Source organism: uncultured Kushneria sp., assembly GCF_947497025.1.
In the GTDB taxonomy this organism is placed as follows: Bacteria; Pseudomonadota; Gammaproteobacteria; order Pseudomonadales; family Halomonadaceae; genus Kushneria.
Genome location: NZ_CANMFC010000006.1, coordinates 60,153 through 76,537, shown reverse-complemented (window position 1 = coordinate 76,537; position 16,385 = coordinate 60,153). Strand labels below are relative to the sequence as shown.

Genomic DNA, 16,385 nt, shown 5'->3' with positions numbered 1-16,385 from the left:
ACACGCATGCGCGTTCAATTTTGACAGCGAGCGAGCTGTCTAATACCCGTCAGGCATATAGAAAAATAAGGAAGTTCAAGTATGGGTAACATCTCATTTCTTACCGGCGGCAATAGTACCTCGACTCAGTCAGTGATCGAATCTATTTGTCAACTGGAAAATAGCTCGGTGGTATTTGTCGCCGCATTGCAACGGACGCCGCCAGAGCCGCGCGTGCTGGCGGTATTAGGCGCAAAAAAATGAACGAGTTATCAGACATGATCGTCGAAGTATTGACAATAATTACGAGCTTTCTCTCTGACAACTCAACTACTATCGCAGTTGTGCTATTGCTGTACATATTTAGAGAATCTGTAGCTGGTCTGATTTCCAGACTTAAGTCGCTTTTCTACGAAAACGGAGGTTCAAAAGTTAGTATAGAAACAGCGCCATTAGATCGCGATGATAAGAAAACCGCGCCACTAGAAGAAGCGGTAGAGAAGCCAGATTCTGCAGATGCAGCAGAAAAAATACAAGAGAGAGAAAAAGATCAAAATTGGTTTTCTGAAATGCACAAAGCCTTCTTGGATGGTCGCATCGAAGATGCTGATGCGGCGTTTAAAGCATATGCAATTGATGAAAAAGATCAGTCTAAGTTAGAAGAAAATAAAGCCCTCTATTTTTATTTTAAGTTCGAGAATGGTAAAGATGATGCTGCTATCAAAGAACTTGAAAAGCTAGCCAGTTTTGCAAGTACAGAAGAGTCTAAGTTTAGCGTGCTTACTTGGCTTTCATTTTGTTTGAGCGATAGTAAACAACATAAGAAGGAAATTGGAGTATGGCGATCCGCAAAAAGTGAAGCCAAATCCAATTTATTGATAACCAAGGCTACAATCAGCCTAGCTTACGCCCTAAATAAAGACGGTCAAGCTAACGAAGCAAAAGCAGAACTTTTGAAGCGGCTTAAGGAAGCCGAAGAAGATGAGCAGTTGTCATCTCTTTACGAGGCGCTCTCAGACATAGAATTGTCGCTGGGGAACAAAACGATCTCTGTATATTGCAAGGATAAGTCGTTGGAGTACTATCCTGGTAATAGAAACGAGCTTTTTAACTCTGCGTATGCCGCTAGCAATGAAGATATTGATGAGATATCGATAAGCAATTATGTAACGCTCGTTGGTATCGATAGAGATAATTCAACTGCATTAAATAACCTTGGCGCTCAAGCTCAAGAGGCCGACCTAAAGATTATAGCCATAGAAAATTATAAAAGGTCAGCAAGTTTTAAAAACACTTTGGCCATGGCAAATCAGGGTTATCTTCTGCTTGATGCGGGGTTCGTCAGTGAAGCGGAAGAAATTGCGCAGCAAGCACTTGCAGAGAATGACACTCACCAGAATATCTATAGCTTGCTTACCGCGATACACGAACGGAAGGAAAAAGAAAAGAAGAAATGGGATGAGCTAAGCAGCAAAGCGCTAGATCGCCAAAAATCGGTCCGTACTTACCTTGAGCAATATTACCTTGGACAAAGTGAGCTACTTGAAGGGGTATGGGTTCTCAATGGCAAACACCAAGTAAGCATCAAAATAGATGATGGCTCGTTTAAGGCAAGCTGGTCAGAGGAGTTGGCCGGTTTTAGCGTTAGTAATTACGCAGTGGAGTTGGCTGGAAAAGTCACCGGTTCGACATTTGCAGGCACATACAAACGAAAAAGAACAGATGGGGCACAGACAGGACTGCTTGGCTTGTCAAGCGATATGCACGTCTCATGCATCGGTTTTTTGAACCAAGATGAAAAGACATTAAATATAGTAGCTTCCAGTCTGAGAGAAGATCTTTGTCTCTTTCTTTCAAGGGCATAAGTTTAAAAAGGCTGTGAACGCGGACGCATTTTTCTTTCGTTGTGGTCACTATAAATACGCAGGGTTATTGCTGATGTTAGGTGTATGGTCATGTGAAGTAATACTGTGTGCCATGTGCATTCATGGTAACTTTGCCGAATTGCCCTAGAGCGTTATGCATTGGCTCCAAGATCCTATACCCCTCAGCCAGCCTCAGAGCAACAGCCCAACTCCTACCTCGCTGTATACCTCCCATCGATCGGCAGGCACACCCCACTGATCATGCTCGCTCCGTTACCGAGTAAAAAGAGGATCGGTTCGACCACGTATGCAAGCTCCGCAAAGCGATGCAGCGGGATGGCGGCCAACATCGGGTCGCGCTTTTCCGGTGCCTATCACACCTTCTGCGCCATGGATGTGAGCGTCACGGCTGAATTAACGCTGTTGACCCGAATCTCGTGTACCCCCCATTCCAGACACAGTGACCGGGTGATGGCGCCCATTGCCGCCTTGGAGGTGGCGCGGGCGCTGTAAAGCGTTCATCTTGATGTAAGTACTTGTAGGCGTACACTTCATCGAAGTTGAGTGCATTGGAGGTACATCGTGACGAAAATTACGGCTACCGAGGCCCGCAGCAATCTTTACCGGTTGATCGATGAAACCGCCGAATCCCACCAGCCGATTGTCATCATGGGCAAGCGCAATAAAGCGGTACTGGTATCGGAAGAAGACTGGTTCGCCATTCAGGAGACGCTTTATCTGCTTTCCGTACCCGGTATGCGCGAATCCATTCGTGAGGAGATGGATACCTCCATCGAAGAGTGCGATGGAGAGCTGAACTGGTGACACGGACGTTGATGTACCAGGTGCTTGAGGAGGAGCGCGTGGTGAAGGTTCTCCGACTCTGGAGCCATTACGAATAACACCCGCCCTTGGCACCCGCCCAACCCCTACCTCGCCGTATACCCCCCATCGATCGGCAGACATACCCCGCTGATCATTCCCGCGCCGTCGCTGAGCAGAAAGAGGATTGGTTCGACCACATCTTTTAGCTCCGCAAAGCGGTGCAGCGGAATGGCCGCCAGCATCGGGTCGCGCTTTTCCGGCGCGGACCATACCTTCTGTGCCATGGGCGTGAGCGTGACGGTCGGGTTGACGCTGTTGACCCGAATGTTGTGTGCGCCCCATTCCAGACACAACGACCGGGTGATGGCGTCCATCGCTGCCTTGGAGGCGCTGTAGGCCAGATGATCATCCAGCCCCACCAGAGAGGCCTGACTCGAGACGTTGACGATGCTGCCGCCCCGGCCGCGCTCGATCATGCCGCGGGCCACGCAGCGGGCGGCCATGGCGGCGGCGCGGGCGTTAGTGTGAAAGACGCTGTCGATCGCCTCGGCCGGCAGGGTCAGGGCCGGCTCCACGTGAGTGATGCCGGCGCTGTTGACCAGTCCGTCAAACGGGCCGTGCTCGGTGATGGCGCGCTCAAGGGCTTCGGTGTCGGTCAGCTCGAGGGCGCAGGTGGTGCAGCCGGCGGCTTCAAGTGCCGCGAGCGCCTCCGGGTTGCGCCCCAGCGCGACGACCTCGGCGTGCTGTTCGCGCAGGGCCAGCGCCACGGCCTGGCCGATGCCGCTGGTCGCACCGGTGACCAGATAGCGCCGGCCCCGGAGGCCGGCGTATTGGGTGGTGGTCATGGTGTCACTCATTTTGTCCTCGCTTACGGTACCAGCAGTACCTTGATGGATTCAGCGGCGGTCGCCATGCGGAACCCTTCCTCGAACTCGGCCAGCGGCAGTTCGTGGGTGACGATGCCATCGGTGGTCACCAGTCCGCGCGCCATCAGGTCGATGGCCACCGGAAAGGTATGCGGGGAGAGGTGGGCGCCGCGCACGTCGAGCTCCTTGCGATCGCCGATGATCGACCAGTCCACCGTGGTCTCCTTGCCGAACACGCTGAACTCCACAAAGCGCCCCAGCTTGCGGATGATCTCGAGCCCCTGACGCACGCCGCTGGGCGCACCGGTCGCCTCGATGTAGACATCGCAGCCGTAGCCGCCGGTCAGTTCCTTGACGCGCGCATTGACGTCATCGCGTGACGGATTAAGTACCACGTCGGCGCCATAGCGTTTGGCCAGTGCCAGGCGCTCGTCGATCATGTCGATGACGATCAGCTGTTTCGGCGTCTTGAGCCGTGCGACCTGCACCATGGCCAGGCCGATCGGGCCGGCACCGGCAATCACCACGGTGTCATCGAGCTGAATGTCGCCACGGTTGACGGCGTGAATGCCGCAGGCGAGCGGCTCGATAAAGGCGGAATGGGCCAGGTTCAGGCTTTCCGGAATGCGGTGCAGGCGCGCCTTCGCCGGGATGCGCATGTACTCGGCCATGCCGCCTTCGGCGACCTCGTGCTGAAAGCCGAGGATGTTGTGGACTTCACACATCCAGTAGTGGCCGCTGTCGCAGTAGCGGCACTTGCCACAGGGCACGATCTGCTCGGCAATCGCCTGATCGCCCACGCGCACGTCAAAGTGTTCCTCCGCGCCCGGGCCCATCTCGACCACTTCGCCGAAAAACTCGTGGCCGGCCACCACCGGCGCCTTCACCCAGGCGGGCTGGCCGTTGCCGCCCCAGAACATCTCGGCGCCGCCGCGGCACTTCACGTCGCTGGCGCAGATGCCGCAGGCACCGATTTTCAGGATCACTTCACCCGGCCCGGCGGTAGGGCGGGCGACCGATTCCAGCCGGTAGTCGTTGGGGGCGTGGCAGACCACGGCCTGCATGGTGTTGGGGGTAGCCGTTGTATCGCTCATGGTCAGACTCCGGTGGCAGAGAGGTTCAGGAAAAGGTGACGGGGCTCAGGCGTTGCGGCCGCGCCCGATATAGATCGCCAGCAAAATGATGGCGCCCTTGACCACATCCTGAAGGTAGGGCGATACCCCCATCAGGTTGAGGCCGTTGTTCAGGATCGCCAGCAGCATGGCACCCACCAGGGTGCCGAGAATCGCGCCGCGCCCGCCGGCAATGGCCGCACCGCCCAGCACCACGGCGGCGATGGCATCCAGCTCGAAGCCGGTACCGGCGTTGGGCTGGCCGCTCATCAGTCGCGAGGTGATGACCAGCCCCGCGATCGCCGCGGTCAGGCCGCTGATGGTGTAGACCAGCAGCTTGTAGCGCGGCACGCGAATGCCGGTCAGGCGTGTGGCCTCCTCGTTGCCGCCGATGGCGTAGACGTAGCGGCCAAAGGAGGTGTGGTGCAGCACCACATAGGCCACCAGATAGACCAGCAGCATGATCACGATCGGCGCCTGAATGCCCAGTACCTCGCCGCGGCCGAAGAAGGCAAAGCCGGCCGGCAGTCCGGAGATCGGGTAGCCGCCGGTGTAGATCAGCCCCAGCCCGCGGGCGATGCCCATGGTGGCCAGCGTCACGATGATCGGCGGCATGCGGGCAAAGGCCACGCAGGCGCCGTTGAAGGCGCCAAACACCATACCCAGCGCAAGCCCGGCAATGACCGCCACGGTGGGCGGCCAGCCGGCCGCCATCAACCCCGCCATGATGGTGCCGGAGAGCGCCATCACCGGCCCGACCGACAGATCGATGCCGCCGGTGAAGATCGCAAAGCTCATGCCCACGGCGATGATGCCGATGATCGCGCCCTGGCGGGCGACGTTGGTGAGGTTGTTGGGCAGCAGGAAGTTGTCATTGACCAGCGCCATGACAATGAACACGGCGATAAACCCGATCAGCGGGAAAAAGACCGGCGAGTGCACCAGCCGTGACCAGCGCGAGCGCCGCTGGCGCCGGGGTTTGGGGTTAACTGCTGAGGTAGAGGCTGGGGTGGTCATGAGGCGCGCTCCATGGTGGCCGCGGTCTTGTCAGGGGCACCCGTGGGGTGATTCAGGGAAATCTGGCGGGTGGCGTGGGTCATGATGGTGCTGGCCTCGATCCCGTCACCGGCCAGTTCGGCCACCACATGGCCATGGTTGAACACCAGCACGCGGTCGCACAGGCCGGTAATCTCGGGCAGCTCCGAGGAGATCATGATGATCGAGATGCCCTGGGCGGTGAGCGTTTTCATCAGGGCGTAGATCTCGGACTTGGCGCCGACATCGATGCCGCGGGTCGGTTCGTCAAAGATCAGCACCCGGCAGCCGCGCTCCAGCCAGCGGGCGATGACCACCTTTTGCTGGTTGCCGCCCGACAGCGTGCCGACCACGGTGTCACTGCCGGGCGCCTTGACCCGCACTCGATCCATCAGCGTCTCGACCGCTGCCTGCTCGCGGCGGCGGCTGATAAAGGGCTTTGGTGACTGAAAGCGCTCGAGATGGTTGATCGAAATGTTGTCGGCGCAGGTAAAGGGCAGGATCAGCCCCTGCTGCTTGCGGTTTTCCGGCAACAGGCCGATGCCGCGCCCCAGCGCATCGGCGGGAGATTTGAGCGTGACCGTCCGGCCCTCAAGCTGCATGTGCCGTTCAGCCACCGGGTGGGCGCCGATCATGGCCAGCGCCATTTCGCTGCGCCCGGAGCCGACCAGCCCGGCAAAGCCCAGAATCTCGCCGCGGGCCAGCCGGATGTGGTCGGTATGTTTCCGGCCGGCCATGCGAATGCGGGCATCGAGCACGATGTCGTCGGTGGGCGGCGGCGTCTGGCGCTCGGGGAAGATGTTGTCGACCCGTCGGCCCACCATCTGCTCGACCAGCGCGCCGGCATCGGTTTCGCTCACGTTGAGCGTGGTGACATATTCGCCGTCGCGCAGCACGGTGACCCGGTCGCAGATCTCGAAGATCTCTTCCATGTGGTGAGAGATGAACACCATGGCCACGCCCTGTTCACGCAGCTGGCGCATGATGGCAAACAGCCGCTCGACCTCGGTGGGTGTGAGCGGGGCGGTGGGTTCATCCAGCACCAGCACGCGGGCGTTGAGCGACAGCGCCTTGGCGATCTCGACGAACTGCTGGTCGGCCACGCTCAGGTGATGAACGCGAATCAGCGGATCGATATCGATGCCCAGCCGCTCGAACAGGGCGTGGGCCTGATCCACCATCTCTCCATGACGGATCAGCCCCAGCGCATTGCGGGGTTCGCGCCCCAGAAAGATGTTGTCCACCACGCTGAGCCCGGGGATCAGGCTGAACTCCTGAAAGACGATTCCCACGCCGGCGGCGCAGGCGCGGCGATAGCTCGAAAAGTGCTGGGCGCGGCCGTCGATCAGGATCTCGCCGCTGTCGGGCTGATGAATGCCACACAGGATCTTCATCAGCGTTGACTTGCCGGCGCCGTTTTCTCCCAGCAGGGCGTGGATCTCGCCGGCCTCGACCCTGAGGCTGACGTCATGAAGTGCACGCACGCCGGGAAACGCTTTGCTGACCTTTTCCAGGGCAAGCAGGGCCATGTGAACCTCCAGGTCGCGCTGAAGCGCGACCGGTGTGCCTGGTAGAGTGATTACCCGTACTAAATGATCAGTACCAAATGACCAGAGCCGAATGATCAGTGACGCCTTGCCAGTGACCGAATGACCAATGACGCATTACCAGTGAAAGTCGGCCGCGTTGTCGGCCGTCACCAGGGTGACGTCGATCGGCACGTCGCTGGGAGACTCTTCACCGCGGTATTTCTTCACGGCCAGTTCCAGTGCCTGGGTCACCATGTCGGCCGGGTGCTGGGCGGCGATCGCGATCAGCGGCGAGTTGGGCTGTTGCATCGCCTTGACCGCTTCCGGATTGCCATCGACGCTGGCGAGCTTCACGTCGTTGCCGGAGGACTGAATGGCGACCAGCGCGCCGAGCGAGCCCACGTCGTTGACGCTGAAAATGCCGGCCAGATCCGGATGGGCCTGCAGCATGTTCTCGGTGACGTTCATGGCCGTCGAGCGCTCCTGATGGCCGTTCTGCTTGTCGACCACCTCGATGCCGTCAAACTCGCCGAGGGCCTTTTCACACCCTTCAACGCGCTGGAGAATCGGCACCACCGGAATGCCGTCAAGAATGGCGACCTTGCCCTTGCCGCCCAGCTGTTCGCCCATGTAGTGGCAGGCCTTGTAGCCGGCATCGAAGTTCTTCGAACCGACGAAGCCGTCGATCGGGCCTTCGGCCTGGGCATCCACCGCCACGACCGGCACGCCGGCGTCATGGGCCGAGAGCACCGCGGACTGGATGCCGACCGAGTCGGTGGGGTTGAGCAGCAGGATATCGATCCCGCGCTGGAGCATGTCCTCGACATCGTTGATCTGTTTGGAGATGTCGTGGCGGGCGTCGGTGAAGACGAGCTTCGCGCCCATGTCGTTGGCGGCTTCCTGCAGCGCGCGCTGCATGGTCACGAAGTAGACGTTGTTGAGTTCCTGAAAGGACATGCCGATGACGAGCTCGTCGTCCGGCTTGTCATGGGCCTTGTCGGCGGCACTGGCCAGCGCAATCGTGGGCGAGGCCAGCAGCGTCGTGACGAGGGCGGCGCCCAGAAGGCCCCTGGCGCTTGGAATCGTGATGGACATGGTGTTTTCCCGGCTGATCATGAAGGCATGGCACACGCCATGGGCGGTCAACAACGCTGGCAGCGTCCCTTCATGTCACCGGTCCACCGGCTGGACGCATTAATGTTAACGTTGTCATTTGGTATTTAGCGCCGTTTTACGCGCACTGGCAATTCACCTTTGGGTGATTGGACCAAGGTCGGCAGGGCAGGCGCTGTGGCAATGTGTCAGGGTAGCGCCACGCCATTATCAGGAGCCGTCATGAGCGCCTATTACCTGGGAATCGATGTGGGGTCGGCAAGCGTCAGGGCCGGCGTGTTTGATGCGCGCGGGCGCTGTCTGGCGCAGTCCGCCCAGGCCATCGAGCAGTACCGGCCGCGGGCCGGGTTTGTCGAGCAGTCCAGCGACAACATCTGGTCGCAGTGCGTAACGGCCGTGCGCGAGGCTGTCAAAAAGGCCGGCATTACCGGAGAGGCGGTGCGGGCCATCGGCTTCGATGCCACCTGCTCGCTGGTGGCACTGGGCGAGCAGGGCGCGCCGGTATCGGTCTCACCCGACGATGATGATGACCACAACATCATCATGTGGATGGACCATCGCGCCATTGAAGAGGCCGAAGAGATTGCCGCCACTGGTCATCCGGCGCTGGAATACATCGGCGGGCAGGTCAGTCCGGAGCTGGAGCTGCCCAAGCTCTTGTGGCTCAACCGCCATCGGCCGGATCAGTTCGAACGCGCCGCGCTCTTTCTTGATCTGGCCGATTTCATGGTGGCGCGCGCGGTGGGTGATCTGGATAGCCGTGATCTGGACGGTGCCCACGAGCCGGAGCGCAGCGTGTGCACCCAGGTCTGCAAGTGGCTTTATCTGGCCCATGAGGGCCGCTGGCCCGAGGATCTGCTCGAACGGCTCGGGCTCGATGAGCTGATGTCGCGCCCGGCCATGCAGGGCGAGATTCGCGCCCCCGGTTCCAGAGCCGGCACGCTCTCACCGGAGGCGGCCGAGGCGATGGGGCTATCGCCCGAGACGGTGGTCGCCACCGGGCTGATCGATGCTCATGCCGGGGCGCTGGGCATGCTGGGCGATGACCCGGAGGGCAGTCTGGCCGTCATCGCCGGCACGTCGGCCTGTCATATCGCCTTCTCCCATGAGCCCTGCTTCGTGCCCGGCGTGTGGGGGCCGTACTGGGGGGCGGTACTGCCGGATGGCTGGATCAACGAGGGCGGGCAGAGTGCGGTGGGGGCGCTGATCGATCACGTGATTGCCGACAGTGGAGCAGTCGAGCCCCTGATGGCCGCGGCAGAGGTCGCCGAGATCAGCCATTTCGAACTGCTCAATCGCCGGCTGGCCGCGCTGGAGGAGGAGCGCCGTGACGAGCTGACCCGGCATCTGCATGTGCTGGATTATCACCACGGCAATCGCTCGCCGCTGGCGGATGCGTCACTCAAGGGCATGGTCAGTGGGCTGACGCTTGATCGTGACCTCGACGGCCTGGCGGTGCGCTATCTGGCCACGCTTCAGGCGGTCAGCCTGGGCACGCGCCATATCGTTGAGACGCTCAACGAGCACGGCCATGCCATCAGGCGGCTGCGCCTGTGCGGCGGAGCGCTCAAAAACGCACGCTGGCTGAAGGAGTTGAGCGATGCCACCGGGCTTGTCATCGAGCTGCCCGAGGAACGCGAGACGGTGCTGTTGGGCAGTGCGATGCTGGCAGCCACCGCCTGTGGTGATCACCCGGGACTTCGTCAGGCGGCCGCGGCGATGAGCGCGACGGCGCAGACGATCACACCGGACGTGACCCGGCGCGGCTTTTTTGACGCCAAGTACCGGGTCTATCGCCAGATGCATCAGGACCAGCTGCGCTATCGTGAGCTCATGGAAACGCGCTGACTGGATGGCTGACAAGGGCAGCGGCGCGCCGTCAGGCGTCTGATGGCGCGTTGCCGGCGAGCACCTTGCGCAGAAAGCTGCGGGTGCGTTCATCACGCGGATGGGTGAAAAGCTCGGAAGGCGGCGCCTGCTCGACGATGCGCCCGCCGTCCATGAACACGACCTGATCGGCCACTTCGCGGGCAAACTGCATCTCATGGGTCACCACGATCATGGTCTGCTGCTCGGCGGCGAGCTGCTTCATCAGGGCCAGCACTTCCTCGACCCACTCCGGGTCCAGCGCCGAGGTCGGCTCGTCAAACAGGATGACCTCGGCCTTCGCCGCCATGGCGCGGCCGATGCCGATGCGCTGCTGCTGCCCGCCGGACAGTGCGGCAGGATAAGCATCCGCCTTGTCGGCAAGGCCGATGCGCTCGAGGATCTCGCGTGCGCGCGCGTGCGCCTCGGCCTTTGACAGTCCCTCGACCACGATCATGCGCTCGGCAATGTTCTCCAGCGCCGTCTTGTGGGCAAAGAGGGCATAGTTCTGGAACACAAAAGCCGTGCGCCGGCGCAGACCGAGAATGTCGTCGCTGGTGGCGCGGGCAGCGTCCACGCTCAGATCGCCGACCGTCAGCTGCCCGGCATCGGGGCGCTCTAGGAAGTTGACGCAGCGCAGCAGGGTCGACTTGCCGGTGCCGGACGGGCCGATCACCACGATGATTTCGCCGCGCTCAAGCGACAGGTCAATCCCATCGAGCACGGTATGTTCGCCAAAGCGTTTGGTGATGCCCTTGAGTGCAATCATCGCTGGTAGGCCCGGTTGAGACGTTTTTCCAGCCGCTTCTGACACCAGGAGAGCGCCTCGACAATGATCCAGTAGATCACCGCCACGACCAGAAAGGCTTCGAAGTAGAGAAAGCTGCTGGCGGCTTCCTTCTGGGTGGCGCCCATCAGTTCGGTGACCCCCAGCGTAAAGGCCAGCGACGTCGACTTGATCATGTCGATGAAGTAGTTCATCAGCGTGGGCGTGGCCACCCGCGTGGCCTGGGGCAGGATGATGCGGCGCATGGTCTGGGCGTTGGTCATGCCGATCGACTGGGCCGCTTCGGTCTGGCTGCGGTCGATGCCCGTGATGGCGGCGCGAATGGATTCTGCCATGTAGGCCGAAAAGTGCAGGGTCAGCCCCATGATGGTCGCCGTGACGCCGTTGATGGAGACCAGAAAGGAGAGAAACTGCGGCAGCCCGTAATAGAACAAAAAGAGCTGTACCAAAAGCGGGGTGCCGCGGAAAAACGAGATAAACAGCTGCGCGGCCTGATCGAGCACCGGCAGGCGCGAGACGCGCACCACGGCGAGAAGGCAGGACAGCATCAGGGCACAGACCATGCCCGCGGCGGCCATGCCCAGCGTCAGCGGGAGATAGCCCAGCAGGACGGGGACCAGCCCGACCATGTAATCAAGGTTGAGTGCTTGCATGGCGATGCGCTTTAAAACGAGCGGCCCGCGTCAAGAGTCTGCGAGGCGGCAGAGGGTGAAAACAAAACGCCCCGGACATGCCGGGGCCATTGGGCAGAGCATAGCGCTGATCAGGCGTCGCTGCCGGTCTTTTCCGACTCCGGGGCTTCCGGGGCGCTGGTAATATCATCACCGAACCACTTCTCGGAAATCGCCTTGAGCTCGCCGTTTTGACGCAGGGTGTCCAGTGCCTGATTCACACGGTCACGCTGGGCGCGGCCCTGGTCATCGTTGCGAAACGGCAGGGCGTTTTCGATCTTCGAGAACGGCTGGCCGGCGAGCTGCAGCGGCAGCGGCTTGTCCTTGATGACCTGGGCGGCGCTGGTGCGGTCCATCACGAAGGCATCGGCGCGGCCCAGCGCGACATCCTGCTCGATGTTGGATTCATAGGTCTTGAGATTGATCTCATCGGCATAGGGCAGCGCCTTGAGCAGGGTTTCATAGTTCGAGCCCAGGTTCATGATCACCGTCTTGCCCTTGAGATCCTCGACGCCGTGAATGTCGTCGTTGCCCTTGCGGACCACCACCTGCGCGCCGTCGTAGACGTAGGGCTCGGAGAAGGCGTACTTGGCCTGACGCTCCGGCGTGATGGTGATCTGGTTAGCGATGGTGTCGATACGACCCGAGTCCAGCATGCCGGCCAGCCCCGAGAAACTGGCGGTGACGAACCTGATGTCGTCGCCGGTCTGCTCGCCGATGGCGTTCATGACATCGATTTCAAAGCCCTGAAGCTTGTCTTGACTCACGAAGGTAAAGGGGTAATAGCTCCCGGACATGCCTACCCGCAGGGTGTCAGCCTGAGCGACCGTTGCCGCGCCCAGAAGGGTCGTCAGTCCCAGCGACGTGATGGCAAGCGTCCGGGCCAGTGTTCTGAAAGCCGTCATGAGGTTCTCCTGAAAAGACATGCGCCTTGCGAGCGCCGAATACGACTAGCGTACCGCAACCTTCACTAAAGGAATAAGAAAAAGTTTTTATATGCAAAGCGGTTTTCAGCTATCGGCACAAAAGGGTGTCATGGCCGGGGCAGCCTGTTTCCGGAGGTGGCCATTTTTAAACAAGACAGCGCCCTGGTAAGGAGAACGACGCCCTCGAAACCCGTGGCGACGCACAAGGAGCAAAAGGGAGGGTCAGAATGAGGCCAGGCTGGGGTCGGCTTCGTTGTCGAGCTGGTTGGCCAGGACCATTTCAATGAAGTCCGCGATGATGTCCTGCACCCGGTCCTGGGTGAGATCGCCACACGAGATCCAGGATTCGCCCTGCTCTTCGTGGCGGTGATGTTTCATGAAGCTTCGATCGATGCGCAGACCATCATGATCGGGATCGTGACTGATGCGCAGATGGTTGAGGTTGGTAAAGCCCCTTTTCATGGTGACGTGCTGCACCGGCAGCAGATGAAACTCGACGGCATCGATCTCGCGAACGTTCGACTCATCCTCACAGTGCACATGAATCTCGCTGGCATAGTGATTGCCCGCAGCGATATCACGCGCCCACTCCATGGCAGGCACCAGAATACGCTGGGCAATCTCGTCAAAGCTTGCCGGCTCTTCGGGATCGGCCTCACCATACTGTTCCTGAACAGAGTGAGGGTGCAGGGGATTCTTGCCGCTGACCTGCTGCTGATAGTGTTTGAATACACGGTTCAGGTCTTTCATGTACCTCTGCCTTCAGTGCGCCGCACGAGCGGTTCGAGTGTCTGATAAAGAAGTGAGGGGAGATGCCGGGGTTGAACGGTTCAAGGCGTACGGGAAAGGGAGCTGAAAACCCCTTTCGTGGCGCAGGGCGCCATGGCGCAAGGAGACGTTCAGGCATTGATATCACGCTTTAAAGCGTGAGGCTACCTTCAATATTTGCGCCGTTCCTTAACACAGGTTATCAATCTGTACGGCCCTTTAAAGCAATAAAGCGTTGCGAACCAGAGAGATGGCGAATTCAGCTCCTTTTGCCCTTCAGGTATCTTGATGCCATAAAAAAGGGCGAAATACCTTCCCTTTTTCAGCTGTCGAAAAAGATGGTAATGACATCGTCAAGATGTACTGCCATGGCGCGTCGGGCGCGTTCTGCGTCATGCTGGCGCAGGGCGTTGAGGATGCGAAGATGCTGCTCGCGTGAGCGGGTTTTCATGTCAGTGGTCAGGTAAAGATCCTGCAGGCGACGAAACATGACGCCGTACTGATGGCCGAGAATATGGCGAATGAGCAGGGCGTAGGCCGGGTTGCCGCTGGCCTGGGCGATGCGGACATGAAAAAGACGGTCGCCGGTGTGATTGGCCGTATAGGGAATGCCCTGATGGCGCTCGTCGACCTCCTCGTTATTGTCAGCGACATGACGCTCATAGGCTTCCTCGATCCCTGCGAGTATCGCCGGTGTCATGTTGGCGGCCGCAAGCGCCGCCGCTTCAGGCTCGACCAGACGCCGCGCCTCCAATAACGAATAGGGCGGGATCTCTTCATCACTCTGAGCGGCAAACTCCTGCTCAAGCTCCGGGTCCAGTGACCAGGGATGCTGCTGCGCTGCCGCATGCAAAATGGACCGCTCGCCGCGCGGTACCAGCGGACCGACCAGCACGCCATGGCCGACCCGGACTTCGACCTGACCGATGACCTCCAGTGCAATCAGGGCTTCACGAACGGAAGCGCGACTGACGCCCAGCGTCTGGGCAAGCTCCCGCTCCGGTGGCAGCAGACTGCCCGGGGGGAATTCGCCGGCCTCGATAAGATCGTGCAGCTGGTCGGCAATCTGGCGGTAAAGGCGCGCATTGCGAATGGTCTTGAGTGGCATCGAAAAAGCGTTATCCGGTAGCAGGGATCAGTCAGGCACGATTAAAAAAGAACACGGTGCTGCGACCAATGATTAAAGGTCAGTCCATTGGGCATTTTGCTTTAATCGATGTGTCATGTCATCCGCACCGAGGATGACATATGGCTCAAGGGTAATGTGCCATGAAAACGAACAGAACTTTTTCTCCCGGGCGCCTGCAGGGCAAAACAGCGCTGGTCACGGCGGCCGGACAGGGCATTGGCCGCGCCGCGGCGCGTCGTCTGGCCGATGAGGGTGCCCGGGTCATCGCCACCGATCTTGATCTGTCGCATCTATCCGATCCTGACAGGATGACGCAGCGTCAGCTGGATGTGCTCGATGTTGAAGCCATCCATGCGCTGGCTCTGGAGGTGGGCCCGGTCGACGTGCTGTTCAACTGCGCTGGTATTGTGCATCACGGCAGTGTGCTGGAGTGCGATGACCGGGACTGGCAGATGGCCATGGCGCTCAATGTCACGGCCATGTTCCATACCATTCAGGCCTTTTTGCCGGCCATGCTGGCCAATGGGGGTGGCAGTATCATCAACATGGCCTCACTGGCCTCCAGCATCAAGGGGGTCGCCAGCCGCTGCGCCTATGGTACGACCAAGGCCGCGGTCATCGGACTGACCAAATCGGTGGCTGCGGACTACATGACCCGGGGGATTCGCTGCAACGCCATATGTCCGGGCACCGTGGACTCTCCTTCACTGCACGAACGTATCAAGGCGCAGGCGAGCGCACGAGGGCTTGCCGCCTCGGAAGTGATGGCCGAGTTCGTGGCGCGTCAGCCCATGGCTCGGCTCGGACGCGTCGAGGAAGTGGCGGCGCTGGTGGCCTGGCTGGCCTGCGATGAGTCAGCCTTTATTACCGGCACCACCCAGATGATCGATGGCGGCTGGTCCAACTGATCAGGTCTGCGAGCGGTATCACTTCACCATGGAGAACTGCATGAAACTATTGCGTTTCGGGCCGAAGGGCCTTGAAAAGCCGGGTCTGGTGGCGGCCGACGGCAGCCTGCGGGACCTGTCCGGCCACGTGGATGATATTGCCGGCGAGGCACTCATGCCCGATCAGCTCGCCAGGCTCTCACGGCTGGACGCGGATGCCCTGCCGATCGTGGCATCAGGCACGCGCATCGGTCCCTGCGTAGGTCGTGTCGGCAAGTTCATCTGTATCGGTCTGAACTACGCCGATCACGCCGCCGAAACCGGTGCCGAGCTGCCGGTCGAACCCGTGGTGTTCAACAAGTGGACCAGCGCGATCTGCGGCCCCAACGATGATATCGAGATCCCCCGGGACTCTCGCAGTACCGACTGGGAAGTCGAACTGGGCGTCGTGATTGGCACGCCCGGGCGTTACATCGATCAGGCCGATGCCATGAGCCACGTGGCCGGCTATTGCGTCATCAACGATATCTCCGAGCGCGAGTTTCAGCTCGAACGCAGCGGCACCTGGGACAAGGGCAAGGGCTGCGATACCTTCGGCCCGCTCGGTCCCTGGCTGGTGACGGCCGATGAGATCAGTGATCCGGGCAACCTTGGCATGTGGCTGGAAGTGGACGGGCACCGCTATCAGAATGGCTCGACCAGCACCATGGTCTTTGGTGTGGCGCATCTGGTGGCGTATCTCAGCCGCTTCATGAGCCTGCAGGCAGGCGATGTGATCTCGACCGGCACGCCGCCGGGCGTGGGCATGGGGCAGAGCCCGAAGGTGTATCTGCGCCCCGGGCAGACCATGCGGCTGGGCATTGAGGGGCTGGGCGAGCAGTCCCGGCGCACCGTGCAGGCCTGATGCCCCCCTGACGTCTCTGACGGGCATGACGGATCGACAGCAGCGCTTCCTGTGCCGGGAGCGCTTTTTTAATACCTGCCGCAATGTTGCGTCCCGCCTTCCCTTTCAAGGGACATCTCCACG

Annotated in this window: 17 protein-coding genes; 6 read left to right on the top strand and 11 right to left on the bottom strand. The window is 60.2% G+C overall.

The window, feature by feature from the left end:
* The first annotated feature begins 81 nt into the window (after positions 1-81).
* Both Q0931_RS12100 and Q0931_RS12095 read left to right on the top strand, forming a co-directional pair.
* A complete protein-coding gene (locus Q0931_RS12100) occupies positions 82-243 on the top strand; it encodes a hypothetical protein (RefSeq protein WP_299260620.1) in 162 nt (53 codons plus the stop codon).
* 14 nt (positions 244-257) lie between these two features.
* The gene (locus Q0931_RS12095; protein ID WP_299260619.1) at positions 258-1,844 is read left to right on the top strand and encodes a hypothetical protein; all 1,587 of its coding nucleotides are present in this window, start codon (positions 258-260) and stop codon (positions 1,842-1,844) included.
* Positions 1,845-2,218: 374 nt separating this feature from the next.
* Here the strand turns inward: Q0931_RS12095 and Q0931_RS12090 are convergent, their stop codons facing one another.
* Complete coding sequence (locus tag Q0931_RS12090) at positions 2,219-2,326, bottom strand: hypothetical protein (protein ID WP_299260618.1); 108 nt, start codon at positions 2,324-2,326, stop codon at positions 2,219-2,221.
* 100 nt (positions 2,327-2,426) lie between these two features.
* Here Q0931_RS12090 and Q0931_RS12085 point away from each other — a divergent pair, with 100 nt between their 5' ends.
* The gene (locus Q0931_RS12085; protein ID WP_299260617.1) at positions 2,427-2,669 is read left to right on the top strand and encodes a type II toxin-antitoxin system Phd/YefM family antitoxin; all 243 of its coding nucleotides are present in this window, start codon (positions 2,427-2,429) and stop codon (positions 2,667-2,669) included.
* Positions 2,670-2,773: 104 nt separating this feature from the next.
* Here the strand turns inward: Q0931_RS12085 and Q0931_RS12080 are convergent, their stop codons facing one another.
* The 5 genes from Q0931_RS12080 to Q0931_RS12060 form a co-directional block, all read right to left on the bottom strand.
* Complete coding sequence (locus Q0931_RS12080; protein ID WP_299260616.1) at positions 2,774-3,514, bottom strand: SDR family oxidoreductase; 741 nt, start codon at positions 3,512-3,514, stop codon at positions 2,774-2,776.
* 23 nt (positions 3,515-3,537) lie between these two features.
* Positions 3,538-4,629, bottom strand: a complete 1,092-nt coding sequence (locus Q0931_RS12075) for an alcohol dehydrogenase catalytic domain-containing protein (protein ID WP_299260615.1) — start codon at positions 4,627-4,629, stop codon at positions 3,538-3,540.
* Between the two features lie 45 nt (positions 4,630-4,674).
* Positions 4,675-5,664 carry a ribose ABC transporter permease gene (locus tag Q0931_RS12070; RefSeq protein ID WP_299260614.1) on the bottom strand — a complete coding sequence of 330 codons (990 nt, stop codon included), beginning with the start codon at positions 5,662-5,664 and terminating at the stop codon, positions 4,675-4,677.
* Entirely contained in the window at positions 5,661-7,211 is a 1,551-nt protein-coding gene (locus Q0931_RS12065) for a sugar ABC transporter ATP-binding protein (RefSeq protein ID WP_299260613.1), read from the bottom strand. The genes Q0931_RS12070 and Q0931_RS12065 overlap by 4 nt, the downstream gene beginning before the upstream one ends.
* Before the next feature lie 135 nt (positions 7,212-7,346).
* Positions 7,347-8,306 carry an ABC transporter substrate-binding protein gene (locus Q0931_RS12060; RefSeq protein WP_299260612.1) on the bottom strand — a complete coding sequence of 320 codons (960 nt, stop codon included), beginning with the start codon at positions 8,304-8,306 and terminating at the stop codon, positions 7,347-7,349.
* A 240-nt stretch (positions 8,307-8,546) separates the two neighbouring features.
* On the opposite strand from Q0931_RS12060, the gene Q0931_RS12055 reads away from it, so the two are divergent.
* Positions 8,547-10,172, top strand: coding sequence for an FGGY-family carbohydrate kinase (locus Q0931_RS12055; protein WP_299260611.1), 1,626 nt, complete (start codon positions 8,547-8,549; stop codon positions 10,170-10,172).
* Positions 10,173-10,203: 31 nt separating this feature from the next.
* Here Q0931_RS12055 and Q0931_RS12050 read toward each other — a convergent pair whose 3' ends face one another.
* From Q0931_RS12050 to Q0931_RS12030, 5 genes are all read right to left on the bottom strand, one after another.
* Positions 10,204-10,959: an amino acid ABC transporter ATP-binding protein gene (locus tag Q0931_RS12050; RefSeq protein ID WP_086621567.1), complete on the bottom strand. Its 756-nt coding sequence runs from the start codon at positions 10,957-10,959 to the stop codon at positions 10,204-10,206.
* Positions 10,956-11,630, bottom strand: a complete 675-nt coding sequence (locus Q0931_RS12045; RefSeq protein WP_299260610.1) for an amino acid ABC transporter permease — start codon at positions 11,628-11,630, stop codon at positions 10,956-10,958. Before Q0931_RS12045 ends, Q0931_RS12050 begins: the two co-directional genes overlap by 4 nt.
* 110 nt (positions 11,631-11,740) lie before the next feature.
* Positions 11,741-12,553 (bottom strand): amino acid ABC transporter substrate-binding protein, encoded by an 813-nt coding sequence (locus Q0931_RS12040; RefSeq protein ID WP_299260609.1) that lies wholly within the window; start codon positions 12,551-12,553, stop codon positions 11,741-11,743.
* Between the two features lie 243 nt (positions 12,554-12,796).
* Entirely contained in the window at positions 12,797-13,324 is a 528-nt protein-coding gene (locus Q0931_RS12035; protein ID WP_299260608.1) for a hypothetical protein, read from the bottom strand.
* 340 nt (positions 13,325-13,664) lie between these two features.
* Positions 13,665-14,450: a FadR/GntR family transcriptional regulator gene (locus tag Q0931_RS12030; RefSeq protein WP_299260607.1), complete on the bottom strand. Its 786-nt coding sequence runs from the start codon at positions 14,448-14,450 to the stop codon at positions 13,665-13,667.
* Positions 14,451-14,611: 161 nt separating this feature from the next.
* Between Q0931_RS12030 and Q0931_RS12025 the strand changes: the two genes are divergently transcribed.
* Positions 14,612-15,379: an SDR family oxidoreductase gene (locus Q0931_RS12025; RefSeq protein WP_299260606.1), complete on the top strand. Its 768-nt coding sequence runs from the start codon at positions 14,612-14,614 to the stop codon at positions 15,377-15,379.
* Between the two features lie 40 nt (positions 15,380-15,419).
* Positions 15,420-16,262 carry a fumarylacetoacetate hydrolase family protein gene (locus Q0931_RS12020; protein ID WP_299260605.1) on the top strand — a complete coding sequence of 281 codons (843 nt, stop codon included), beginning with the start codon at positions 15,420-15,422 and terminating at the stop codon, positions 16,260-16,262.
* The last annotated feature ends 123 nt before the right edge of the window (positions 16,263-16,385 follow it).